Origin of the sequence: Actinobaculum massiliense, assembly GCF_001457435.1 — a bacterium.
Taxonomy (GTDB): Bacteria; Actinomycetota; Actinomycetes; order Actinomycetales; family Actinomycetaceae; genus Actinobaculum; species Actinobaculum massiliense.
The window spans coordinates 1,285,532-1,308,817 of sequence record NZ_LN881717.1; the positions used below are offsets into that span (position 1 = coordinate 1,285,532).

Annotated in this window: 26 protein-coding genes; 4 read left to right on the top strand and 22 right to left on the bottom strand. The window is 61.1% G+C overall.

Going from position 1 to position 23,286, the window contains the following annotated elements; all coding sequences use genetic code 11:
* Positions 1–265 precede the first annotated feature (265 nt).
* The 4 genes from BN2664_RS07365 to BN2664_RS07380 all read left to right on the top strand — a co-directional run bounded on the left by BN2664_RS07365 (position 266) and on the right by BN2664_RS07380 (position 4,046).
* Complete coding sequence (locus tag BN2664_RS07365; RefSeq protein WP_007000833.1) at positions 266–1,819, top strand: amino acid permease; 1,554 nt, start codon at positions 266–268, stop codon at positions 1,817–1,819.
* A 108-nt stretch (positions 1,820–1,927) separates the two neighbouring features.
* On the top strand, positions 1,928–2,572 hold the full coding sequence (locus BN2664_RS07370) for a M81 family metallopeptidase (protein ID WP_007000832.1): 645 nt from the start codon (positions 1,928–1,930) through the stop codon (positions 2,570–2,572).
* 585 nt (positions 2,573–3,157) lie between these two features.
* Positions 3,158–3,361, top strand: a complete 204-nt coding sequence (locus tag BN2664_RS07375) for a type II toxin-antitoxin system prevent-host-death family antitoxin (protein ID WP_007000831.1) — start codon at positions 3,158–3,160, stop codon at positions 3,359–3,361.
* Positions 3,351–4,046 (top strand): type I restriction-modification system subunit M N-terminal domain-containing protein, encoded by a 696-nt coding sequence (locus tag BN2664_RS07380; RefSeq protein ID WP_007000830.1) that lies wholly within the window; start codon positions 3,351–3,353, stop codon positions 4,044–4,046. The genes BN2664_RS07375 and BN2664_RS07380 overlap by 11 nt, the downstream gene beginning before the upstream one ends.
* A 25-nt stretch (positions 4,047–4,071) precedes the next feature.
* On the opposite strand, the gene BN2664_RS07385 is transcribed toward BN2664_RS07380, so the two are convergent.
* The 22 genes from BN2664_RS07385 to BN2664_RS07485 all read right to left on the bottom strand — a co-directional run bounded on the left by BN2664_RS07385 (position 4,072) and on the right by BN2664_RS07485 (position 23,261).
* Positions 4,072–4,518 carry a GCN5 family acetyltransferase gene (locus tag BN2664_RS07385; RefSeq protein WP_197408649.1) on the bottom strand — a complete coding sequence of 149 codons (447 nt, stop codon included), beginning with the start codon at positions 4,516–4,518 and terminating at the stop codon, positions 4,072–4,074.
* A gap of 76 nt (positions 4,519–4,594) precedes the next feature.
* Positions 4,595–6,181 (bottom strand): recombinase family protein, encoded by a 1,587-nt coding sequence (locus tag BN2664_RS07390; RefSeq protein ID WP_007000828.1) that lies wholly within the window; start codon positions 6,179–6,181, stop codon positions 4,595–4,597.
* A complete protein-coding gene (locus BN2664_RS07395; protein ID WP_197408650.1) occupies positions 6,182–7,570 on the bottom strand; it encodes a recombinase family protein in 1,389 nt (462 codons plus the stop codon). It abuts the gene before it with no gap.
* A 67-nt stretch (positions 7,571–7,637) separates the two neighbouring features.
* Positions 7,638–7,853 (bottom strand): hypothetical protein, encoded by a 216-nt coding sequence (locus BN2664_RS07400; RefSeq protein WP_007000826.1) that lies wholly within the window; start codon positions 7,851–7,853, stop codon positions 7,638–7,640.
* Positions 7,850–8,260: a hypothetical protein gene (locus BN2664_RS09270; RefSeq protein WP_007000825.1), complete on the bottom strand. Its 411-nt coding sequence runs from the start codon at positions 8,258–8,260 to the stop codon at positions 7,850–7,852. Before BN2664_RS09270 ends, BN2664_RS07400 begins: the two co-directional genes overlap by 4 nt.
* A gap of 482 nt (positions 8,261–8,742) precedes the next feature.
* On the bottom strand, positions 8,743–9,585 hold the full coding sequence (locus BN2664_RS07410) for an N-acetylmuramoyl-L-alanine amidase (protein WP_007000824.1): 843 nt from the start codon (positions 9,583–9,585) through the stop codon (positions 8,743–8,745).
* Complete coding sequence (locus BN2664_RS07415; protein ID WP_007000823.1) at positions 9,585–10,052, bottom strand: phage holin family protein; 468 nt, start codon at positions 10,050–10,052, stop codon at positions 9,585–9,587. The genes BN2664_RS07410 and BN2664_RS07415 overlap by 1 nt, the downstream gene beginning before the upstream one ends.
* A gap of 86 nt (positions 10,053–10,138) precedes the next feature.
* On the bottom strand, positions 10,139–10,348 hold the full coding sequence (locus BN2664_RS07420) for a hypothetical protein (RefSeq protein ID WP_007000822.1): 210 nt from the start codon (positions 10,346–10,348) through the stop codon (positions 10,139–10,141).
* A complete protein-coding gene (locus BN2664_RS07425) occupies positions 10,345–10,785 on the bottom strand; it encodes a DUF1617 family protein (RefSeq protein WP_007000821.1) in 441 nt (146 codons plus the stop codon). The genes BN2664_RS07420 and BN2664_RS07425 overlap by 4 nt, the downstream gene beginning before the upstream one ends.
* A 21-nt stretch (positions 10,786–10,806) precedes the next feature.
* Positions 10,807–13,728, bottom strand: a complete 2,922-nt coding sequence (locus BN2664_RS07430) for a phage tail spike protein (protein ID WP_007000820.1) — start codon at positions 13,726–13,728, stop codon at positions 10,807–10,809.
* 81 nt (positions 13,729–13,809) lie between these two features.
* Complete coding sequence (locus BN2664_RS07435; RefSeq protein ID WP_007000819.1) at positions 13,810–14,496, bottom strand: hypothetical protein; 687 nt, start codon at positions 14,494–14,496, stop codon at positions 13,810–13,812.
* Positions 14,496–17,150, bottom strand: coding sequence for a phage tail protein (locus BN2664_RS07440; RefSeq protein ID WP_007000818.1), 2,655 nt, complete (start codon positions 17,148–17,150; stop codon positions 14,496–14,498). Before BN2664_RS07440 ends, BN2664_RS07435 begins: the two co-directional genes overlap by 1 nt.
* Positions 17,151–17,176: 26 nt before the next feature.
* Positions 17,177–17,353 (bottom strand): hypothetical protein, encoded by a 177-nt coding sequence (locus BN2664_RS09275; protein ID WP_007000817.1) that lies wholly within the window; start codon positions 17,351–17,353, stop codon positions 17,177–17,179.
* Between the two features lie 17 nt (positions 17,354–17,370).
* Positions 17,371–17,781, bottom strand: a complete 411-nt coding sequence (locus BN2664_RS07445; RefSeq protein WP_007000816.1) for a hypothetical protein — start codon at positions 17,779–17,781, stop codon at positions 17,371–17,373.
* A 12-nt stretch (positions 17,782–17,793) separates the two neighbouring features.
* Entirely contained in the window at positions 17,794–18,390 is a 597-nt protein-coding gene (locus tag BN2664_RS07450) for a major tail protein (RefSeq protein ID WP_005295596.1), read from the bottom strand.
* Between the two features lie 18 nt (positions 18,391–18,408).
* Positions 18,409–18,753 (bottom strand): hypothetical protein, encoded by a 345-nt coding sequence (locus BN2664_RS07455; protein WP_007000815.1) that lies wholly within the window; start codon positions 18,751–18,753, stop codon positions 18,409–18,411.
* Positions 18,750–19,187 carry an HK97-gp10 family putative phage morphogenesis protein gene (locus BN2664_RS07460; RefSeq protein WP_007000814.1) on the bottom strand — a complete coding sequence of 146 codons (438 nt, stop codon included), beginning with the start codon at positions 19,185–19,187 and terminating at the stop codon, positions 18,750–18,752. The genes BN2664_RS07455 and BN2664_RS07460 overlap by 4 nt, the downstream gene beginning before the upstream one ends.
* The gene (locus tag BN2664_RS07465; protein WP_007000813.1) at positions 19,156–19,518 is read right to left on the bottom strand and encodes a phage head completion protein; all 363 of its coding nucleotides are present in this window, start codon (positions 19,516–19,518) and stop codon (positions 19,156–19,158) included. Before BN2664_RS07465 ends, BN2664_RS07460 begins: the two co-directional genes overlap by 32 nt.
* A 3-nt stretch (positions 19,519–19,521) precedes the next feature.
* Positions 19,522–19,836 carry a head-tail connector protein gene (locus BN2664_RS07470; RefSeq protein ID WP_007000812.1) on the bottom strand — a complete coding sequence of 105 codons (315 nt, stop codon included), beginning with the start codon at positions 19,834–19,836 and terminating at the stop codon, positions 19,522–19,524.
* A gap of 32 nt (positions 19,837–19,868) precedes the next feature.
* Positions 19,869–21,089: a phage major capsid protein gene (locus BN2664_RS07475; RefSeq protein WP_007000811.1), complete on the bottom strand. Its 1,221-nt coding sequence runs from the start codon at positions 21,087–21,089 to the stop codon at positions 19,869–19,871.
* A gap of 22 nt (positions 21,090–21,111) precedes the next feature.
* Positions 21,112–21,942, bottom strand: coding sequence for a head maturation protease, ClpP-related (locus BN2664_RS07480; protein ID WP_007000810.1), 831 nt, complete (start codon positions 21,940–21,942; stop codon positions 21,112–21,114).
* Positions 21,939–23,261, bottom strand: a complete 1,323-nt coding sequence (locus BN2664_RS07485; RefSeq protein ID WP_007000809.1) for a phage portal protein — start codon at positions 23,259–23,261, stop codon at positions 21,939–21,941. The genes BN2664_RS07480 and BN2664_RS07485 overlap by 4 nt, the downstream gene beginning before the upstream one ends.
* Between the last annotated feature and the right edge of the window lie 25 nt (positions 23,262–23,286).

Here is a 23,286-nt window from a genome sequence, read left to right on the forward strand (position 1 = left end):
CTTTGACCATCTGTCTCGTGCCCCTGCTTCGCCTAGCCGCTGTGCGTGTCCCGGTCACGGCCACGCCTCCACGCCCGGCGACAATTGAACCGCCCCAACTTTGCTCATTCATTGAGCCAAACCCGCGGGCGGGCTAACTTGGGTCTACCCTAGGGCTAGGGTGTGGGGCCCTCGTGCATAGGCGCAGGTATGAGTGCATTTCGCACGGATGATTGGTCTACACGCGTGCCCGGTTTGAGGCACGTGATCGGAAAGGTATTCAAAAATGTTACGCGACCTGAGCGGTTCAAGCGGCCCCGACGGCACAAGTGGCCTAAGCGCCCCCAACAACCAAAGCGCTCCTAGCGCCCCGGGTGCCCCAAGTGCCCCCCACACTTCAACCGCTGGCCTCAAGCGCGGTCTGCATTCGCGCCATCTTAATATGATCGCCATAGGCGGGGCGATCGGCACCGGCCTTTTCGTGGCCTCGGGCGCCACCATCTCCCAAGCTGGGCCCGGCGGAGCGCTCCTTGCCTACGCGCTGATTGGCATCATGGTCTTCTTCCTTATGCAGTCGCTCGGAGAAATGGCCACCTACCTGCCGGTATCGGGGTCCTTCGAGGAGTACGGCACGCGCTTCGTTTCGCCGTCGTTCGGCTTCGCGACGGGTTGGAACTACTGGTACAACTGGGCGATCACGGTGGCCGCAGAACTCGTGGCGGCGGCAATCGTCATGCAGTATTGGTTCCCGGGAGTGCCGCCGTGGGTCTGGTCAGCGGGATTCCTCGCGCTACTTTTCGCCATGAATGCGGTTTCGGTACGAGGATTTGGCGAAAGCGAATTCATCTTCGCCTCCATTAAAGTCGTCACCGTCATTATCTTCCTCGTCCTGGGCGTGGCGATGATCGCCGGAATTATCGGCGGCGAATCGGTGGGCTTCGAAAACTGGACCGTAGGCGATGCGCCCTTCGTTGGCGGCGGCATGGGAATTCTCGCCGTATTTATGATCGCGGGCTTCTCCTTCCAGGGCACGGAAATGCTCGGCATCGCCGCCGGGGAGACGGAAGACCCAGAAAAGAACATTCCGCGCGCCACTCGCTCGGTGTTCTGGCGCATCCTCCTCTTCTACATCGGCGCGATCGCCGTGATTGGCTTCCTCATTCCCTACACTGACCCGAGCCTGCTCAACCCTAACGAGGACATCGCGCTTTCGCCCTTCACGCTTGTGTTCCACCGCGTTGGCATTGCCGCGGCGGCCTCGGTGATGAACGCCGTCATCCTCACCTCGGTACTCTCAGCGGGGAATTCCGGGCTTTACGTCTCCACCCGAATGTTGCACGCGCTCGCGGTTTCAGGGAAGGCTCCGCGGATTTTCGCGACGACGACGCGGCGCGGCATCCCCATGCCTGCGCTTCTAGCGACGACGGCGGTGGGCGCCATTGGGTTCCTGGCCTCCCTGCTCGGTTCCGGCCAGGCTTATACCTGGTTGGTGAATGCTTCGGGTTTGGCGGGATTCATTACTTGGGTGTCTATCGCCTGGTGTCACCTGAAATTCCGCCGCGCCTATCTTGTCCAGGGCCACCGGGTGGAAGATTTGCCCTTCCGCTCCGCCTTCTATCCCTTCGGGCCGATCCTGGCACTGGTAATGTGCCTCGTCGTTATCTTGGGCCAGAACTTTGAGGCCATTATCGGAAACGGAAACTTCGCTTCCCTGCTTTCTAGCTACATTGGCCTGCCGCTGTTCTTCGCGCTGTGGATCGGGCACAAGTTGGTCACCAAGCAGCCTGGCGTTACCCCGGAAACAGCGAACTTGGAACGCTCGCACCTCGCCGAAAGCTAGCGCCCCGCCCAGTGCACAGGGCGCCCGCACCGTAGGGCGCCCCGAACCGCGCGCCCTGCCCAGCGCGAGGCCAGCGCCGAGCCGGCTCGATTTAAAGGAGGAAACGGCGTGGCGCTAAAAATAGCAACGGGTGGCATCCACATTGAATCGTCCACCTTCACGCCGTACCGCTCTGGCGCCGCGGATTTCATCCTCCGCCGCGGTCAAGCGTTCCTGGACTGGCAGGGGATCGGCGATTTTTCCGGGCGCGTGGATTGGGTGCCGCTTGTACACGGGCGCGCCTTTCCCGGCGGGCTGGTGGCTGCTGATTTCTATGAGGCCTGGGAAAGCGAGTTCTTCACCCGTCTACGGGATGCGGCGCAACACGGGTTGGATGCGGTTTACCTTGACATTCACGGCGCGATGGTCGCGCTCAGCAGAGCCGATGCGGAGCGGGAGCTCGCGGTGCGCGCCTGCGTGGGCCCCGAGGTCGCCGTCGTCGCCTCCATGGATCTGCGCGGTAATGTTTTCGACCGACTCTTTAAAAACCCGGAGCTCCTCAGTTGCTACCGCACGGCCCCACACGTGGATATCTGGGAAACCAAGGTTCGCGTTGTCCGGAACTTGCTGGAGCTACTGGAGGATCGCGGCCGCGGCCAGAGGTGGGCAAAGGCCAAGGTGGATGTGCCCGTGCTGCTTCCGGGTGAAAAAACCTCTACTAGCGCGAAGCCGGCTCGAAATCTGTATCGTCCCGCGTCCTCGCCTCGCTCCTAGATGCAGGGCACGGGACTTTTATTGTTGCCAAAGAAAATCTTTTCGAAGTCGACGTCGGGATCGACTCAAGCAAGGCTGGCGGTCAAATACCGCAGGGGAAACAGAAATCCAGGCATGCGTGCGAGCGGGACGCGAAGCGTTTTGGTGAGGAGAGGAATGCCCGGACTGACACTGTCAACTATGTCCCGACTGATCACATGGAGACTAAGACGTCGGATTTGATAAGACCCGCCGTTGCCGCCTAACCCCTGTTTACCAGGGGTTTCCTTGTTTCTCGGGCGAGTTGAAGCCTTCAGCGTGCAGCATTCGGGTTCTGTCGTGAAGCTCTGTTGCCATGAAGAGTTACGCCACCAGCCGAGGAGGGGTGCGGACTGCGCCCTGCGTTGGCGAGTGCAGGTAGAGGGGTCGACTTCTGTGTAGCGGGGTGCTGGTTCTTCTATCACTCAAATTACATGTAAATACACATGGGATACAGCATGAAGAAATAAGTTTGAAGTTACATGTAAAAGAGGCGTGGTCTAGGCTAGGAGGCGGCTGGTTTGTGGGAAACTTGGAGCGTTACGTTCGAGGTTTAGGGAGGCCGTGATGGCCAAGCGACGCAAGATTCCGATGCGCCATATCAACATCGGTGATCTTTCGCGCGGTCAAGCATCGCGCCTGATCAAAGAGGTGGCTGAGAAAGATGAGCCAGCCTACGTTCTGCGCTACGGCAAACCGATTGCCGTGGTGATCTCCAACGCGCGCTACGAACGACTGATGAGTGAAGGAATCGACCCGAGTGAGCACTAACAAATTCTCCAGCCACGTTTCATTGATCTGGAATATCGCGGAGATCCTGCGTGGCGATTACAAGGAACACGAATACGGCGACGTCGTGTTGCCGTTCACTGTACTGACCCGACTCGATTCGGTTCTGGTGGACACCAAGCAGGCAGTCCTTGATATCAAGGCCACCTCGGTGCCGAACAAGATCAAGGAGCTGCAGTACGCGAAAGCGACGGGCTACCCGTTTTGGAACACCTCGAACTTCACCCTCAAGACCCTGCTGGATGACCCGGACAATCTTGAGCAGAACTTGAGCTACTACGTGCAGGCGTTTGCTCCTGCCGCGCGTGAAGTGATGGAGGCGTACAACTTTTACAACGTCATCGAACGCCTCGACAAAGCGGGACTGCTTTACCAGGTGCTGTCCGAGTTCATATCCTCCAAAGTCAACCTTCACCCGGACGTAGTTAGTAACGACCAGATGGGCCACATCTTCGAAGAGCTTATTCGCCGGTTTTCCGAGTTGTCGAACGAAAGCGCTGGTGAACACTTCACCCCACGCGAAGTCATCAAGCTCATGGTCAACATCCTGTTCAGTCCCGAGGAAGACATGGAGCGGATTTGCGCTGATGGTGCGATGGCTTCGCTCTACGAAACTTTCATGTCACAACGGATACAAACGCGCGCCAACTACGATTTAGCCGCTTGACTGGTTCACTTCCAGCGAGCGAGGGTCATGGGCCGATCTTCCGGGAAACGAAGAGCTTGCGGTAATGGGGATCCCCGTCTTTACGCGGGTAATAGTGCCAGCCAATTCCTGCCCAAAACTCGTCAGCGCCTTCGGAGAAAGCGATCAAGGGGTAACCTGCGTAGTGGCTGATCAGATGCCTTGCAAACTCAGCCCCATAGTGCTGTCGGCGAAGGTCATGGCGGATTTCAAAGAACCAGATCTCTTTGGTTGGCACCGTCGAGTCAACTCCGATATAGCTATCGGAGAGCGGCCAATCTGTCACCTCAGCGCGCCCGACTTCCACACTATCGGCAAGAAACTGGATGTACTCTTTGCCACCCAGGGTGTCGTCGCCGACTCGTCCAGCCCTGTCGTGCCACCAGCGGTCATCGAATCCCTCGACCACCTGGAACGGCGTCACGTAGTCCTCAACTTGCTGAAGAATTTTCAATTGTAAGCAATCCACCACTCCAAGACTACGCGAGCGCCCACCAGGTTCTGGCAGGCGCTTAGATGTGGATACTGGGTTACTGCTTGATGGCGACTACTTGGGTGCTGCCGTCGCGAAATTGAAAGGTGACGTTGCCGTCGACGTCGACGGTGCCTTTATCGAGCAAAGCTACGCAGAGGTATGGGCTGAAGACCAAGCGTTCAAGATCAAGGTTGGCGGTCTCCTGCATGTAATAGTGGTAGGCGGCCAGTCGGTTGTTTTTGTTCTGGATCTCGGCGACCACGGCAGCGTGATCAGCTAACAGCGCCTGGTGCTGTTCGTGGCTAGCGTTGAACGCCTTCTCGTAGGTTTGCTGGTCTTGAGCGACTCGTGCGTTGTGGGCGATCATCGATTGGAGCTTTTTGGCCACCTCGTTGATCTGAGCGAGAAGCCCGGCGGCCTCAACCTCCAGGTCACTCGTGTCGAGGGCGTCGAGAACGGCTTGGTTGACACCTGTGTCGGTCGATGAGCCGAATCGAAGGCGAATGGCCTTAAGGAACATGTCCTTGAGTCGTTGATCGCTGATGTGCCCGGTGGCGCATTTTTCCTGGCCTGCGTATTTGTGGCCGCACCGCCAGATGACCTTTTCGTACTTACTGCCCGCGTGCCAGGTTTTCGAGCCGAAGAAGTGCCCGCACTGGCTGCACTCCAAGGTCGATGAGAAGGGCCGGGTGCGATGCTGGGTTCGCTGATCTCTAGCCCCTTTAGCTATTTCGGCTTGGACGAAGTCCCACACTGCCGGGCTGATGATCGCCTCATGGCTGGCGGTGACGTAGTACTGGGGTACTTCGCCTTGGTTGATGACTTGACGTTTCGTCAGGTAGTCAGCGATGTACGACTTCTGCAGGAGGGCGTCACCCTTGTATTTCTCGTTGGTGAGAATCGCTCGTATGGATTGGTAATACCAGGTCTTGTTGCCTGCGGCGGTGAAGGTCTCTGGTTCGTCGGTGAGGGTGCGGGCGATCGTGCCGATGGACATGCCACCTAAGTACATGTTGTAGATACGGCGCACGAGTTTGGCTTGTTCGGTGTTGATGACGAGGCTGCCGTCTTCGCCTTTGTCGTAGCCGAGGAACCGAGAGTATGGGACGGTGACCTTGCCGTCGGCGAAGCGTTTGCGGTGTCCCCAGGTGACGTTTTCTGAGATGGAGCGGGCTTCTTCTTGCGCCAGCGAGCTCATGATGGTGATGAGGAGCTCGCCTTTGGCGTCGAAGGTCCAGATGCCTTCTTTCTCGAAGAAGACCTCCACGCCTTTGTCTTTGAGGGCTCGAACGGTGGTGAGCGAGTCGACGGTGTTGCGGGCGAACCGGGACACACTCTTGGTGATGATCAGGTCGATCTTGCCGTCGAGCGCGTCGGTGACCATCTGCTGGAATCCAGCGCGGTGTTTGGTTGAGGTGCCTGTGATGCCTTCGTCGGTATAGACCTTCACGAACTGCCAGCCCGCGTGATCGCTAATGTAGCGGGTGTAGTAGTCGACCTGGGCTTCGTAGGACGTCACCTGATCGTCGTGGTCGGTGGACACGCGGGCATACCCGGCGACCCTGCGCAGGGTTGTCTGTCCAAGTGGAGCACCAGTGTGGAGCGCTCGGGTGGCGGGGATTGCTGTGACGGTGCGGGCCATTTAGCGTTCGCCTCGCTCGGCGCGCAGGCGCTCAGCCTCTGCCTTGGCCACGGCCCGGTACTTCGCCAATGCTTCTGGTGGTGTTGGTGCTTGCCGTGGGTTGTTCAACCCGAGCCTTTTGGCTTCTGCCCAGCGGGCACGCAAGAGTTCACCCCAGGCGGCTTTTCTTGCTGGGGTCCACGAGCTCTTCTTCAGGTTTGGTCGCCACGTGTGCGAGCTGCTGGTGCCATCGGTGTAATGAAACGTGTAATGGTCTTTTCCCTGCACTTCGATGTGGTCGATACGCTCGTTGAACACCTCTTGGTCGAAGGTATCGATACCCAGGACTCGCGCGATGAAGCCTTTGAGTGCCGTGTCAGAGATCTCGCAGGTGCCGCATCCGGTTTTGCGGCCTTTCTTGCGTTCGGTGCAGATCCAGTGCTCGGTGGAGATCGAGTTTTGGGTTTTCGGATTGCGTACGTTGCGCACAAACGAGCAATCGCAGGACACGCATTTGATCTTCGACGTCAACGCCACAGTTTCGATGGACCAATTCGCGCGGGCACCGAGCTCGCGACGTCGAGCGATCTCGGTTTGTACAGCGGTGAAGGTGTCGCGGTCGATGATCGCGGGGATCGCGTTTTCCACCAGGTATTGCGGCAACTGGCCGGTGTTGCGTACTGCTCGTCCAGGCCTGCCTTCCGGAGTGGACCAACGGCCCAACAGGAGGTCGCCGGTGTAGTGCGGGTTCTTCAGGATGTGACGGACCCATTCGCCGGGCATCTTGTTGTCAGCCAGGTGCGGAACCCTGCCCTCGGCGATGAGCTGCGCGGCCATCTTTTCGCACGAGGTCTTCTTCATGTACTGGGCGAAGATCCAGCGCACCACGGCTGCTTCTTCTTCGATGATCTGCACGTCGGTGCCGTCAGCGGAGTCGGTGTAACCGTACAAGTGGAAGCCGTTCGCTTTGCCTTCTTCGAAGCCTTTCCAAATGCGCCACTTGACGTTTTGGCTGATTTGCTCTGATTCTGCCTGCGCGAAAGACGCCAGCAGGGTGAGCATGAGTTCTCCGTCAGCGCTGGTTGAGGAGATGTTCTCTTTTTCGAATCGCACCTCCACCCCGAGGTCTTTCAGCTCGCGAACGGTTTCGAGCAGGTCGACGGTGTTGCGAGCGAATCGCGAGATCGACTTGGTGAGGATCAGGTCGATTGCCCCTTTCCGGGCGAGGGCCAGCAGTTCTTGGAACTGGGGGCGATTTGTGGTGGTTCCAGAGATTCCAGAATCGGCGAACACTCCGGCGAACGTCCAGCCAGGAGTGTCGTGAATGAGTTGCTGGTAGTAGGAAACTTGGGTGGACAAACTCAGCGGTGTGCGTTCGGTTTCCATGCTGATGCGGGCATACGCTGCCACTTTCACAAGCGGAGCAGCACTGATCGGTGGCGGGGTGATTTGCTCCATTCTCTTCAAGGTATTTCTCCTAGTCAGACAGGGTTTCAGGTTGTATCCATACATCCCTCAAACCCTCGAGATAGTCAACGAAACAGGCTCTTTGTAGGGCGGCCAGCGGCGCATCGGGGGCGTTGAGGCGCTGGCAGACGGTGATGGCTTCGCGTGGGGTGAGGATGCCGCGTTCGAGAAGCTGCTTGACCTGCGTGAGCTGGCGATGAGCCGTCAGCTCGGCTGCCATGTTCATCGTTTACCGCCACGTGTGTTGAAGCGGTGCTGGATGTAGCACGGGTGGCAGCAGTACTTGCGTTTCACCTGGCTCGTGCGAGCAACAGTGACCTGTCGGTGGCAGTTCGCGCAGACCAGTTCTTCGGTGACCACTCTGCGGTGGGTGGCCCACCAGGCTCGTCGACAGGCCTTGGAGCAGAACTTCGATCCTTGCCGGAGCTCGATTGGCTTGCAGCAGTGCAAACACCACACTCCAACTGGGTCGCTGACCTGCTCAACGGCAGGATCGACGGTGATGCCGTGTCGCAGACAATAGGTCTTGACACTGTTGGCGTTGAGATCCAGGTGCGCGGCGATACGAGAGTAGGCAACCCCCGCAGCGCGCATCATCTGAATGTGATGGCGATCAGTATGGTTCAGAGCCATGAGCAGGCCCTCCTGGCAACGAGGCGAAAGGTGGTCGCCTATACGCCGGTTGCACCAGACGAAACCGGACAGCAGAAACAAAGCTCCCTGCCGCGTTCGCACCCGTGGCTGGGTTTGCGCCTCTATTCAGATAAGGCAGTTATTCTTTGCTCAATTCACAATGCGGGCCGATCGACGTGTGAACCGCGACAGAGCAAGGGCGGGTGAAGATGACTAACGACGACTTTGAACTCCCGGTGTTTCTCGACGACCAGTCGTACTGAACCTGTTCAGAATGCGGCTCAGATTGTGTCCCCGACCCGTTTGTTACAGGCGAAGGCGAGGGAATACGTATCGCGTTCATCTGCCCGAGCTGTGGAGTGCAGTCCGTCATCGACCCGTTCGACGACCTGCGGTAAACACCAGCTGCGCAAACGCAGAAAAGGGCCCCGCCACCACCTCGATGAAGGTGATGACGGGGCCAGAGAGTGTTCTCGTGTGGGTTAGCCGATGCCGAGCTTCTCGTTGACGCGCTTCTGCACAGCGGCGTAGTTGCCGCCGAGGCGGCGCTTGCGTTCCTCACCGTTGCCGTACTCGCCTCGGATCACCGCATCAGCCAGGGCATCGATGTTGACGGAGGGCTTGGCGGGGCTTCCTCCGGCGAGCTTCTCGTTGACGCGTTTCTGCACGGCGGCGTATTTGCTTCCCAGTCGGCGCTTGCGCTCGTCCCCGTTGCCGTACTCGCCTCGGATCACCGCATCAGCCAGAGCGTCGATGTTGGCGGAGGGCTTGGGTGCGGGCGGTGTGGGCTTTGCCGGTGGTGTCGGGGCGGGCTTGGTGCCGCTCAGGCGGTCGTACCAGTACTGGGCGCGTGCCATGTAGGCCGCATGCTGGCTTCCTGCCAGCGAGGCCGGGCATTCGGTGGAAGAGAAATGCTTGTGGCCGAACACGTTCTTACCCCACACGGGTCGTCCGAGCTTGTAGTAGTGGCAGATGGCCGCGACGAGGTGGGCACCGTTGTCAAGGCAGGCCTCGGAGATACGCCAGGGCTTGGAGGAGATGTCGGCGTGCTCGATACCGATGGAGGTGGTGTTGGCATCCCAGTTGCCTGCATGCCAAGCGGTGTCGCGATCCCAGACGAGCTGGCCGATCCGGCCGCCTGAGTCGACCTGGTAGTGGGCGGATGCTTGGCGGGTCTGCCACACGTCCCAGATGGACTTGATGGTGAGGTTGCCTGCGTTGTGGTGGATGATGACCTTGTTCATCTTCCGTCCGCTTCGCCCGGCACTGTAGTGCTTGTTCATCAGCCGGTTTTCGTCGGCTTCGAGGGTGGCCCAGTTCTTCATCAGAGGTTCTCCTTTTCTGCTGGGGTGGTTTGGTTGGGGTGGTGTTCGAGGTCGGGTTTGCCTGTCACGTCACGGGTGACCAGGTCCAGGGCGCGGCGAATGTGATCAGGCACGGGCAGCCCAAGGCGGGTGGCGTTTTCGATCAGGGAGATGCCTTCGTTGGACAGGTAGAACACGACGGTGGCGGTGCGTAGCGCTCCGGGTGTTCCGATGACGTGCACGTCGAGCAGGTGGGCAAGTCCGATCAGGGTGAAGATGAGGATCTTGCGGGAGATGCCCCGAAACCCGATGGCTGAGGAGACGCGGCGTTCGGCGATCGCGGCGAGTACGCCGGTGATGTAGTCGACTACGACGAAGGCGATGAGCGCGTACACCAGGCCGTCGAGGCCTCCGAGGAACGCGCCGATGACGGCCCCGACCCCGGCCAGGCCGGTTTGGATCGTGGCCCAGATAGCTTTGAGCGACATAGAAAGTGGGTTCCTTCCCGTTTTGTGGGCACACGACAAAGGCCCGCACCGAAGTGGTGTGGGCCTGTTGGGAGTGCGGTTTGGGGTTAGATTTCCGGGCTGGTGAGGATCTCCAGGATCGGCTCGTACAGGTCGATCGTCCCGGTGTGTTCGGTGGGCGCGGCAGGCGGTTGATCCGTGGCTGGGGTGGCCGAGACGGTGTGGCGAGATGACGGTCCGCTGCTGATGACCTCAACGATCCCTTCTTCGTCGTCACTGGTCACGGGTGTGGTGATTGGGGTGGCTGGGCTGTTCATGGGTGCTGCTGACCTCCGGCGACGGTTTCGGTGATGGCGTCGTAGAGCGCGTCGTAGGCTTCTGCTTGGCAGCCGGAGAGTTCCATGGTTGAAGATTTAAGAAAGTCGAGGATGTCGCAGGCGTGTTGTTCATAGGTGGCTCCGGCTACTTCTACGCGCGTGTTCAGGAGTGTGTCGTGGTGGGAGTGGAACTCGGCAGCAGTGTCGGGGTCTTTGAGGGTGAACATGCCGTGAGAGTCGACTACTGGGGTGCCGTCGTCGTGGCAGGTGGCGTAGTGGACCACTAGATCGTATTCGTCTTCAGCGAAGCGGGCGTAGGCAGCTTTGAGCAGGTGCACCAGTTTGGTGCGTGCACGGGATGCTGATGCGGCTAGCGGCATCGCCTCAAGGAGTTCCAAGGTGGGCTGGAGATGGCGTGGTGGGAGCAGAAATCGCATCTGTGGTGTCCTTTCGGTTTTCTAGTTGAGGTTGGTTGACATGGTCGATAATCCGGTGTTGTAGAAGTAGTTCCAGGTGATTCGGCCATTGCCAGCATCGTTGATGTTTTTCACCCAGCCTTGGTTCAATGAAAGAATCAGTGAGTTGACGCGGGTCATGAGGTCATTAACTCGGTCGACCAATCGGGTCATGTTGTAGAACGACCCGTTGGTAACGATCATCAGGTCGTAGGTATGGAACACCACTTTGGATAGGTTTGAGCTGCCTGCCCAGCCAGCAAACGTGCCTTTACCCGTGAGTGTGCAGTCTTGCAAGACAACGGAACGGTTCTCGCCGGTATAAAACGAGTGCCCGTGGGTGCGTAGCTCTGCACCCAAGTGAATACCTGCATGGCCGTAGAACTTTCCACGAGGATCCAAGGTGAGCATGGTGGTGTACGAATCGTCAGATTGGAGCTTTTTATACGACCAGGTGATGTAGTCACCTTGGGTATCCAGTGAGTTTGAAATCCCTCGCACACTCGTGTTGCCGGTTTTATACTGCTGGCCTGTTCTGCCGATAAACCTAGTCCCGTAATAGAAATTCATCCCACTCGAGGTGATGCTTCCTTCCAGAGTGGACCCGTTGTACCAGGCGATCTGTGTGGGGCTGATGCGGATGGAGCTCGTCCACCCCGCCAGCCCCACCTGGATGGCGTTTGTTGCGAGTTTGTCCGCCGTGATCGACCTTGCCCCGATACGCGAGGCATTAAGCACGCCGGTGGTGATTTTGCCTGCATCCAGCGCACCGATCTTCGCCGAGGTTATCGCCGCATCCGCGATCATTCCGGTTTGGATGAAGCCGGTTGCGATCGTGAGCTTGTCGCTGGTGATCGACCCGGCCGCGATCCGCGCAGCGGACAGGGTGCCGGTGGTGATCTTCGAGGCCGACAACGAACCGATCTTTGCGTCCGTGATTGCCGCGTTAGCTATCATGGCCGTCTTGATGAACCCATCAGCGATCGTGAGCTTGTCACTGGTGATCGACCCTGCTGCGATCCGGGCAGCCGCGAGCGTACCGGTGGTGATCTTGGCAGCCGACAGGTTAGCGATCTTGGCGTCGGTGATCGCCGCGTTGGCGATCATTGCGGTAGTGACCGTGGCGTCATCGATACTGGTTCGGCCGGTGATGTGTATGCGCTCACCGGCGATCAAGATGGTTTCGGGTGAGATGTTGATCTGGGAGATGATCTCGCCTGAGCGCACGCGCAGGTTCAGGTCGCTGGCCATCATTGAAAGTGACGAGGCGAGGCTGTTATCCGCGTTCGTCAGCTCAGTGAACCGGGCCTCATTACTGGTTTGAACCTGCCGTGCCGTCTCGTAGGCCGTATCGGCACGGTGTTGCGCTTGGGAGACTGAGCTCTCAAGCCCGGTCACCTTCATGCCAGCCTCTCCGGCTACAGCCTCAGCTTCCCGTGCTGTGGCTTCGGCCTGGCTGGCTGCTTCGCGCGCCTGACTGATCTCGGTTTCGGCTACGGTGAGGCGAGCAGCGACAGCGGTAGCGGCAGCTTGGGCATCGTCAGCAGCGGTTTTCGCGGCCTCCACCTCAGCGCGAGCTTCGGCGAGCTCAGCGCTGACCTGAGCATGGTTGAGGTCCGTGGCAAGGGCAACCCAGCCGGGCTCGCCGGTGTCGGTGACCTGGTAGATCCAGATCTCGATGCTCTCGCCATTGTCCCTAAACCACGTGTCCCCGAGGCGGGCGGCAGCGGGCTGTTTCGGCCCGTAATGGTTGGTGGATTTCCCGTCCGCTGATGCCAGCGCCACGCCAGCAAGATCAGCAGCCATCTGGGCGGCCGTCTGCGCGGTGGTGATCTGGCGGGTGATCTGGGTGAACTTCCCTGCAACCGACCCGAGCTCCACCGAGACATACGCCTGCTGGAGCGGGTCGTATTCGTAGCCGACGACCCGCGCGGACAAGGACATGCCCAGGTCGGCGTGCTGTACCGTCACCGTGTCTCCCAGCAGGACGGTCTCCAGCTCGGCGAGGTCGGCGTACTCGGCAGTCGATGCGAGATCAACGAACGAGACGGTGTAGCTCGCGGCAGGCGTATCGACGTGGTTGGTGGTGAACTCGGTCTTAGCGGCTTGACGCAGAAGGGCGTGTGCTTGCGGCAGAGGTACTTCGTCCTCGCGGGGGTTATCTGCGTCGGCGATCGCTTTGATGTCCGGGTAGCGCATCACCTTGATATGCGGGATCGCGTAGGCATTCAGGTGTGGTGAGTCGACGTAGAGCTCGGGCAGGGTGATCCCATCAAACCCGACCGGCACGATCCGGGTGACCACGCTCGTCAGATCGATGGTCGAGGTGTAACCAGTGAGGTTCTTGCGATCGCGGATCACGACCCCACGATCTGCGCCGCGTGTGGCGGCGTGGTGGATGTGCCAGTTATCGCGCGTGAGCTCTCCGGCCCACCGGGAAGCGAACGTGTTATCCGACCCCTGGTCCATGATCGCGGCGGCAAGGTTCATCCGCACCACGCGCGCAGAGGCCCTGGTGGCCGTATCGGAGCTGGTCGCGGTGAACCGGTGCGGCGTGGTCGCAGACCTAAGGAGCTGATCGAGGGCTGCCTTGGGGGTTTTGTTGACCACGAAGGTGTCGGCGATGAAGTTGCCTGCCAGGTCGTAGAACAGATGGAAGGCGGTGACCTCCAACAGCCCGTCCAGGCTCGTTGTGACCTCGTGGATACGAAACCCTTGCCGGATGGTGGTGCCGGGAACAGGGGCTGCGATGATCGCCTCGACTACCAGCTTTGAGGCCAGCGGCCCATCGGCTGGATAGGTGACGGTCAGCTGGTAGGCTCCGCCGAGTTCCTCAACGACCCGGGCGTCGATCAGTTCAGGGTCGAGGACACCCTCGCCGGTGGCGGTGAACGTGGTGGCAGTCGGGGCATGCACGGTGAGCATCGGTGGTGTTCCTTTCGCAGACGTGCACCCGCAGCCAAAGAAACGGCTACGGGCGCACTGGGAGCAAAGAGATGGGCCGGGTTAGGGGTTTCGCCAGTTCCCGGTGATCTCGACTTTGGAGATGCCACTACCCAAAGTGACCCGGTTGACCCCTGGAGTAAGGATCGGGAACGTGCCGGTCAGCGCGTCGGTTTGCACCCGGCCTGCCACGTGCGCGACAAGCCGCGCCGAGTCCAGGGTGATCTGCCCTGCCGGTGACTGAACGCGATAGGCGGCCCCGTTGATCGTCAGCGTCAACGCCCCGGTGCCCCTGATCGTGATGATCGGTGCCGCATCCACCAGGCCAGGGTTGGTGATCTGCCCGGAGGCGGTGAGCGTGTGGGTGGTCAGCCCAGAATCCAGGTAGCTAAACGGCTCGCACACCAGGTGCGCCTCGAAGAATCCCCACGAGGACATGTCCGCGCGCAGTGGGCTAATGGAGGCGTGTTTGATCTTGTGGAACGCCCCGGGCTGGTGGGACAGGTGAATGGTCGCCGCCCGGGTCAGCGCCAGTGCGGCTTTGTGGTAGGCGGCCAGGCTGCCTGTGATCGCGAGCGGCAACGTGATCGACGTGTCATGCCAGCCGCCCAGGCGGGTCAGCGTCCCGGCTCTGCCCGCCACCTCAATATCGTCTGTGACCCGCTCGGCGACAGGTAGGTCGACCGGGCCGGTGAGCCGCAGGCCCAGCGACGTTGAGGACACTGTCTTGTCGAGAGTGAAACCATGCATCAGACACCTCCTCCTGTAGCGAGCACCGTGTGGTGGGAGTTGATACGAGCCAACTGGCGGTTGATGCCGGGAGCGAGTTTGCCCACCAGCGCGCCGTCGTTGAGCACGACCTTGATGTCCATGGCCTCCAGCAGTGCCCGGGCGGTCTGGTCGACGATGCCCGCCACCTCTCCTGCGCGCCCTTCCTCCTGGCCGACAGCGCTGTGGCTGGTGGTTGCAAGCGGTGGTTGCAGGTGGGTTGGGGTCAGATCGACCGGCTCCAGGCTGGTGGTGATCGGCACGTCGATACCGCTGGTGAGCTCGCTCATGGCCTTAAGGGTGTCTGCGGCGACGTCCTCGGCGGCTGCGACTGCGCGGTTTCCGGTGTCTTCGATACCTCCGGCCAGGCCTCTGGTGAGCATGTCACCGACCCACGCCATTTCCTTGGACGGCGAGTTGATGCCGAAGAAGCCGGTGATGCCATCCCAAATGTCAGAACACCAGCTTGTAACCCTGTCCCAGAGCCAGCCTGCCAGCGACTGGATGCCGTTCCACAAGCCCCGCACGAGGTCCGCGCCAGCAGAGGCCATCTGGCCGACCCCTTGACCGACCGCGCCCACGATCCCGGTGATGATCTGAGGGATCGCCGCCACGATGGTCGAGATGATCTGCGGCAGGTTCGTAATCAACGCGGTCAACAGCTCGACACCCGCCATGACCAGTTGCGGAATCGCCCCACCGATCGCCGAGACGATCGCTGCGATAATCTGCGGCAGCGCCCCAATCAAGGCGGTGAGTAGTTTGACGCCAGCCTCGATGAGCTGCGGCAGGGCCGACAGCAGCGTGGTGATGATGCCGGTGATGATTTGTGGCAGCACCGTCACGATCGCGGTGATGATCTCCGGGAGCGCGTCGACCAAGGAGGTCAACAACGCGATACCGGTCTCGATGATCTGCGGGATCGCCCCGATGAGGAACTCCACGATCGAGGTGATGATCTGCGGCAGCGCCTCAATGAGCACCGGGATCGCCTCCAGCAGGCCCTGGGCGAGCCCCAAAATGAGCTGCAACGCGGCATCCAGGATCATTGGCAGCGCATCGACCAGCCCTTGGACCAGGGCGACAATCATCTCCACGGCCGCCGGGATGAGCTCCGGGAGTGCCTCACCGATACCGGTGACCAAGGTGGCGATGATCTGCAGGGCTGCTTCCAACAGTGACGGCAGCGCCTCGATGATCGCCTCGACTAGTGCGACGACGAGCATCACCGCTGTCTCGGCCACCGACGGCAACACCTCGATGATGCCTTCCAGCAGGGCGGTCAGGATCGACATGCCGGTCTCGACGACCATCGGCAGCTGCTCGGCGATGAACGCGAGTGCTTCTTGCAGGATCTCGCCGAGCTTGTCGATCAACGCCGGGGCTCCGCCCTGCTCGAAGGCTGCCGTGAGCTCATCGATCCACCCGTTGACCATCGGCATGACCGTGCCAGCCAGCGCGTCGGTCAAACCTTGGGCGAGCAGGCCCTTGAGGTTGTCGATGCCGTCGCGCATGGTAGAGAGCTGTCCGGTGAAGGTTTTCGACTGGGCTTCCATCGCCCCGTGGAAACGGCCGCCTTCCTCGGTTGCCGAAGCGAACGCGTCAGCGACCATGTCCGCGCTGATCGCGCCCTTGGCCATCTCCTCTTTCAGCTCGCCGATGGACTTGCCCGTCTTGCGGGAGATCTCCTCCAGCGGGTTGAACCCGGCGTTGATCATCTGGTTGAGGTCCTGGCCAGTCAGCTTGCCTGTCGAGGACATCTGGGCGAACGCCAACGTCAGTGACTCCATCTTCTGCGCGTCACCTTGGGAGATATCACCGAGCTGGCCTAGTCTGCGGGTAGCTTCGTCGGCGCTGATACCGAACGCCATCAGGGTTTGGGTGTTCTTCGCCAAATCCTCCATGCCGAACGGGGTCTTCGCGGCCTGGGTTTTCAGGTCGTTGACCAGCTGTTGGGCTTTTGCCTGATCGCCGAGCATCGTGGTGAAGCTGGTGGTGTACTGCTCCATGCGGGCGTTGTACTCCACCCCGTCCTTCAACGCATCGGCCATACCCCGGCCGATACTCGTGATCGCCTTGCCGATGCCCTTGACACCAGCGACGATCGCCTCGGCGGCCAGGTTCGCTTTGAGCACGTCCCCGAAGATCCGGGTCTTATCCCCGGTGTCGTCCATCTCGTCGCCGAGATCATCGACCGCGTCCTCCAAATGCCCGGCATCCTTGGCAGCGTCTTTCGCATCATCGCCTGCACCGTCGGCCTCGTCACCGAACTCGCCGAGCGCATCATTGTTGGCCTTTAGCTCTTTTTCCAGCTCGTTGAGCTCGGCACCGGCGTTGTTGAGCTGGATCTGCCAGTTTTTCGTGCGCGAATCGTTCTCCCCGAACGACGCGGCCGAGTTCTCCAGCGCGGCCTTGAGTGTTTCGATCTTGGCCTTTTGGGTCTCGATCTCTTTGGTCAGCACCTGGTTGCGGGAGGCCAGCGCCTGGGTGGACTTGTCGTTCTTGTCGAACTGGGAGGCCACCAGTTTCATCTCCGAGCCCAGCACCCGCATCTCACGGTTGATGTCGGTGATGGCCCGCTTGAACTCGCGTTCACCTTCCAGACCGATCTTGAGACCAAACGATGAGTCAGCCATGAGGATTCACCTGCCTGTCAGTGGGGTTAGATCCCGGGCGGGATGATGTCGTCGATGAACCACACCCGTGCTGGTTTCGCTCGTCCTGTCTCGATCCGCCAGCAGTCCACCAGGTCAAGGAGCTCACCAAAGACCATCAGGCCCACCTCGTCTTGTCTCAGGCCGAGGTGGGCTAAACCGATGTAGGTCAGGCGGGTGAACACTGCCCGGTCGGATTCGACTATCCGTCCGCTGCCGGGCTCACTTTTGGGGCTGGCTCGGTGAGGATGTCGCGGCGGGTGCCTCGCTGCAGTGCCTCAGCGATCGCACCCCGGTAGTCGGCGATATCGGCAGGAACCGTCAGCAGCTCCACCTCGTCCTCCGTCAACTGCGGGCGCGGGTTGTCGCGGTGGGTGAGGTTGTGGATCTGCACTGACTGGTTGGCCAGTAGCGTGATCAGCCAGATCACCTCGGTCAGTGTCTGGCCGAGGTCCTCGGAGGTCTCCAACGCGGCTCCGAGCTTGTCCAGCCCGCCGTAGCGCTCGGCGATCAGCCGGGTGGCCTTGGTGGTGAGCACCAGCTCGTACTCGCTCCCACCAATCGTCACGGTCGCACTGCGCCCGGCAACATCAATCGAGGATGTGTTTGTCATGAGCGGGCTCCTTTACTTGCCGGGGCTGGTGGCGGCGGGCTCGTAGACGGACTGGTACCAGCCGGTGATGATCTCGGCCTTGACCTTGGGGTCGCCTTCGGTGGCTTCGGCTTTCCACGGGTGGCGGCCCTTCGCGTCTGGCTTGTTGCGGCGCAGGATCGTGCCCTCGATGCTCGGGGTGGAGAACGTGATCGAGTCGGCCTTGGTGGCAAGCGTGGTGCTTGGCAGGGCGAACTTGACGCGGTAGAGCCAGAAGTACTGGAAGGTGCCGTTGGAGCGGGCGGCACGGAACCCGATCGCTACCGGTGTGCCGCCGTCTTCCGAGGACGAGATGAGCACCCCGTTGGCATCCAGGGTGGCACCGGTCAGTGCCGCTGCGGCTTCTGCTCCTAGGTCGTCCACGCCGAGGGTGAGCGTGCCGGATTTGAATTCCTTGACGATCTCGCTGGGCCCATCGTCGGCATACAAGATCGCCTCGGCGACCTCGACGGAGAGTTCCGCTGAGATCGCTTTGGCCAGTGGCTTCGGGCTGGCGTAGGTTTCCTCGCCGGTGGTGGGGTTTTCGGTGATCGTGGCGTAGTAGAGCTTGTCAAGACCAATCGTGGCCATGGGTGATTCGTCCTTTCGTTAAAACGGGTGGTGGCAGCTGATATCGAAGCTGTAGTGGTGGTAGCCCGTATCGTCCTCGAAGCCGATGTAGCGTCTGGCGGTCACCACCAGCCCCGCGTCGACGAGCGCGTGGGTGAGCGTGTCTCGCCAGGTCAGGTAGTTGCCAGTTGTGAACAGGCCGAGGCGGACTTCTTCGACTTCGACGCTCGGGGTGTTGTCGGCGAACACCTCCAGCGTGTCGCCGATCGGGGTGGCCACCAGATAGGTATCCGGTGCGGGCGAGGCGCTAAACAGGCTCACCGCGATCGGCAGATCAAGCCGGTCAGCGACCGTGGTGAGGGTTTCCAAAAGCGGGATGGTCATGGTGTGATCCCGTCGAGCTTGGCTTTAAGCACGGTTTTCATCGCCTCCACCGCGCCCCGTCTGGTCTGGGAGCGTGTCGGTGCCAGGAACGGGCGTGCGGGCTGGTTGCTCCTGCCGTGCTCAAGCACGTTGGCGATGAGCGCGTTCGACCTGCCATCGCGGCGGTTCTCGGCGAAACCGACCTTGACGTTGTGATCGCCTCGTGAGTTGACCTTCACGCTCGTGACACCCAGGGCCCCGAGGAGCTGGCCGGTTGAGCGCGACGGCGTGGTGGTCGCCTGCCCGATCGCGGCGGCGAGGTTGGCTCGCATGCGTGGTTCGACCACGTTCGCGCCAGCTGTCAGAACTTCGTCGGCTGCAGTGTCCAGCAGGCGTGAGGTGGCCTCGAGTGCGTCTATGTACTTATTGGGGAGTCGGATCTGGACGCGCGCCATGATGGGCTCCTTCCGGTTGCAGACGGTGGGCAAGGATCTCGATGTAGCCGCCGATGGGCTCGACGGTGTCGATGACGTAGCGGCCATCGCAAGCTGTGATCTGCATGACCTCTGAGACGGTGAGCCCGGGGATGGTGCGGATGCGGAACAAGACGGTTGCATGCGTGTAGGCCGCACGGTTCACCCACGCTGAGCTGGCGTGCCGGACCTCTCGGTAGGCGCGCACCGAGGCGACCACCTGCTCGGCGCTAGCGGTAAAACCCGCAGCGTCCCTTCGGGCCACGGGGGTGATGAGGTCGATGGTTTCTCGCATACTGCCAATGCCTGCCATGGGTTAGACCTTCCATTCGCGCTCAAGGCGCAGCAGCGTGTTCACCGCGCCCCACATGGCCTTGGCGGCATCGGGTTTGTCGGACCAGAACCCGGCCGTAGACCCGTCACGCGACTCGTAGAAGTGACTGGCGAGCATCACGATCGCCTGCCGGGTCGAACCGGGCATCTCGTGGGCCTCGTAGTAGTCCTCAGGCAAGTGCTGGTAGGCGGTGGCATAGGAGGTGGCAGCTACCACCAGGTTGGCGATGAGCTCGTCATCCTCGTCGTGGGCGAGGATGAGGTTGGCTTTGACCTGGTCGATGAGCTGGTGGTTCATGGCTGCCACCTCCTATTCGTTGCGTGGGGGTTTTAGGCTCCGGCCTTCTGGGTGAGGATCTTGACGGCCTCGGGCAGGACGAGCTTGCCGTCCAGGCGCTGGGAGGCGAGGAAACCGACCTGGCCGGAGGTGGCGAACAGTTCGTTCAGCCGCTTGAACGAGCGTCCCTGCCGGTCAGCGATCCAGTAGTAGGACAGGTCACCGAACGCCACGGTCTTCGCGCCCGCCTTGATCTCAGGGACAAACGTGGAGGTGTGCACCGGCTTGCCCAGGATCATGTCCGGGGCACCAACCGTGAGCGCTGGCTGCCACAGGTACTGGCCCTGGTTGTCCTTGAGCTTGCGCACGGTCTTGACGGTGGCATCGTTCATCAGCCACACCGCCCGGGCCCGATACGGGGCGCGCAGGCTGTAGTGCAGGTCGATGAGCTCATCGGCGGTAATGTCTGTGGCCTTCGCGGTGGTCACATCCGAGATGCCACCACCGGTGGTGTCGAAGATGCCGGTCGGCTTGCCCTTGCCGTCACCGACAAGGAAAGCCTCCTCTTCGGCGGCACCGATGCGGCGGGCGAACTCGGCGGCGAGGTAGGCCTCGACGTCGAAGACCGAATCGCCGAGCAGTTCCTCGCTGATCTTGAGGAACGTGCCGAGCTTGAACGCCGAGAGGGTGATCTGGGAGAAGGTCTCGTCGGATTCGGTGTAGGGCTTGCCCTCATCGAGCCACCCGGCACTGCCGTGGGTGGAGACGACCGGGATCTTGCGGTCCCCGCTGGTGGTCTGGATGACGTTGGCAAGCCCTCGCATGATGTTCTGGTCGGCGAGCGACTGCACGAGGGTGTGCTCGAACTCGTCCGGGACGAGGTAGCCGCCCTCGGAATCGACCCCCTCGGACAGGGCGTTGCGCACCTCCATGGGAGAGGCGTTGAGCCGCATCGCATCCCAGAAGGCGCGCTTGTAGGAGGCGGTGGCGCGGCCGGTCTTGGGTTCGCTCTCCTCGCCGGTCTGGCCGGGCATCGAGGTCAGCGGCGTATTCGTGGCGCGGGCCAGATCAGCGTCTAGGCGCTGGGCGCGCTCGGCGCGAGCGATCTCGGCGCTCAGCCGTTCAATGTCGGCTTCCATGCGGGCGTAGGTCTGGTCGTCCTCGGCGGAGAGGCAGCCGGTGGTGGTGTCGCGGCGCTCGTCGAGGAAGGCCTTGGCCTTCTCCCAGGTGTCGGCGCGGCGGGTACGCAGGTCAGAAATCGTGATCGTGGACATGGGAAAGGGTTCTCCTTGCTTGTTAGTGGGTGTGATTGACCAGGGCGGCGTACAGGTCCACCACCCGACGACCCGTGAGCCGTACGGGCGCTGGGGTTGGTGGCTGGGTGGCTGGTGGCGTGTCGGTCAGGTGCGCGACGAGGCGCTGCTCGGCGGGCTTTCGGGCAAAACACACCCCGCTGGCGGTATCGGCGAGCGGGGCTGGGTTTCCGGTCTTCGGCGGCCACGGTGGCTTCGTGTCCGGCCCCTCATCGTCGTCCTCATCGGGGTCGGTGACCTTCGGGGCGTTGCCGGTGAGGTAGCCGTCGGCAAAACCCATCGCGATGGCAGCACGCGCGTCCATCCAGGTCTCTTGATCCATCAGGCGAGCGAGCTTGGCCCGGCTCATCCCGGTTTTCAGCTCGTAGGCGTTGATGATGGATTCTTTGACCGCTGCGAGCATGTCGATGGCACGGCCCAGCTCATCGGCGTCACCGACGGCGAGGGTGGCGGGGTTGTGGATCATGAGCATCGACACCGGGCTCATCGCCACGACTTCACCTGCCATGGCGATCACGCTGGCGGCACTGGCCGCGATCCCGTCGATGCACACCCGCACGTGTCCGGGATAGTCGAGGAGCATGTTGTAGATCTGGGCTGCCGCGACGACGTCGCCGCCGGGGCTGTTGATCCACACCGTCACATCACCGGAACCTGCCGCCAGCTCGGAGGCGAACAGGGCCGGGGTGATGTCGTCGTCAAACCATGACTCCTCAGCGATCACCCCGTTGATACGCAAAACCCGGCTGGTATCGCTACCCGCCGGGTCAGATGTGTCGGGAGCGGGTGGCTCCCAGTTCCAGAACCGTCTCACCGGCTCCTCCTTTCAACTCTGTGTTCAGTTGGTGGCCCGCCAGGAGGCGAACCGCCTTCTGACGGCTCCAACCCCGCTGGTTCTTCCTGCCCCTTGGTGGCGTAGGCCCCGGCCATGGATAGCGGCAGCATGTTGCCGTTGACCAGGTACACGTCGCCACCATCAGCGACAGCGATACGGTCAAGGTTTTCCAGGGCGCGGATGTCGTTCGCGCTCATCCACCCGTTCTGGCGTGCTACCGCGTAGCCGTTCATGCGCGAGACGTAGTCGCCGCGCAGCAGACCTTCAAGGTTGAACTTCACGAACACGCTCGGCTTCTCACGCGGGCTCAGCAGCGTCTTGGTCAGGGCTTGTTCCCAGCGGATGACCCACGGGTCGAGCGTGTATTTCACGAACTCCAACGACTGCTGCTCAATATTGCTGAAGCTCGATTTTTCGAGGTCTCCCACCATGTGCGGTGGGATGCGGAAGATCCGGGCGATCTCGTTGATCTGAAACTTCCTGGTCTCCAAGAACTGCGCCTGCTCCGGGGAGACGGAGATGGGCGTGTACTTCATGCCCTCTTCCAACACCGCGACCTTGTTGGCGTTGCGGGCCCCACCAAAAGTTTGCTGCCAAGACTCACGCACCCGAGACGGGTCCTTGATCGTGCCCGGATGCTCCAACACCCCACCGGGGGCAGCCCCGTTAGCGAAGAAACTCGCGCCGTAATCCTCAGTGGCCATGGCCATACCGATCGCGTTCTTCGCCATCGCAATCGGGCTATAGCCCACCAGCCCATCAAACCCGAGCCCAGGAATATGCAGCACGTCAGCAGGCGAAAGCCGGATGCGAGACCACTGGCCAGCGGGTTCGTCGCTGATGGCCTGGTACTCGTAGTAGAGCCTGCCCGCATCATCCCTGCCGACGCTCATCCGGTTGGGCATGAGCGGATAGAGGCCGATGACCTCGTCGAGGCCGTTGCGGATGACCTGCGCGTAGGCGTTGCCCCACAACAGCAGATGCGTCATCAGCGTCTCGCGGAAGACGAAGCTGGTCATCTCCGGGTTCGGCTCATCGTGAAGAAGCCGATACAAGCCATGATCGGTGGCTTTGACTTTCGATCCGTCCGACTCGATGCGATACACATGCAGCGGCAAACCAGCGATAGCTTCAGCCAAAATCCGCACACACGAATAGACCGCAGTCATCTGCATCGCTGAGCGTTCGGTGACCGTGCGCCCGGAGCTGGTGGGCCCGAACAAGAAGCTGTAGCTCGAGGACAGCTGGTGGTTGGACACCTGCCGGGGATTGGGTCTGAGCCAGTCGAAAAGTCCCACAGGGGCCTCCTTTACGTTGTCGAAG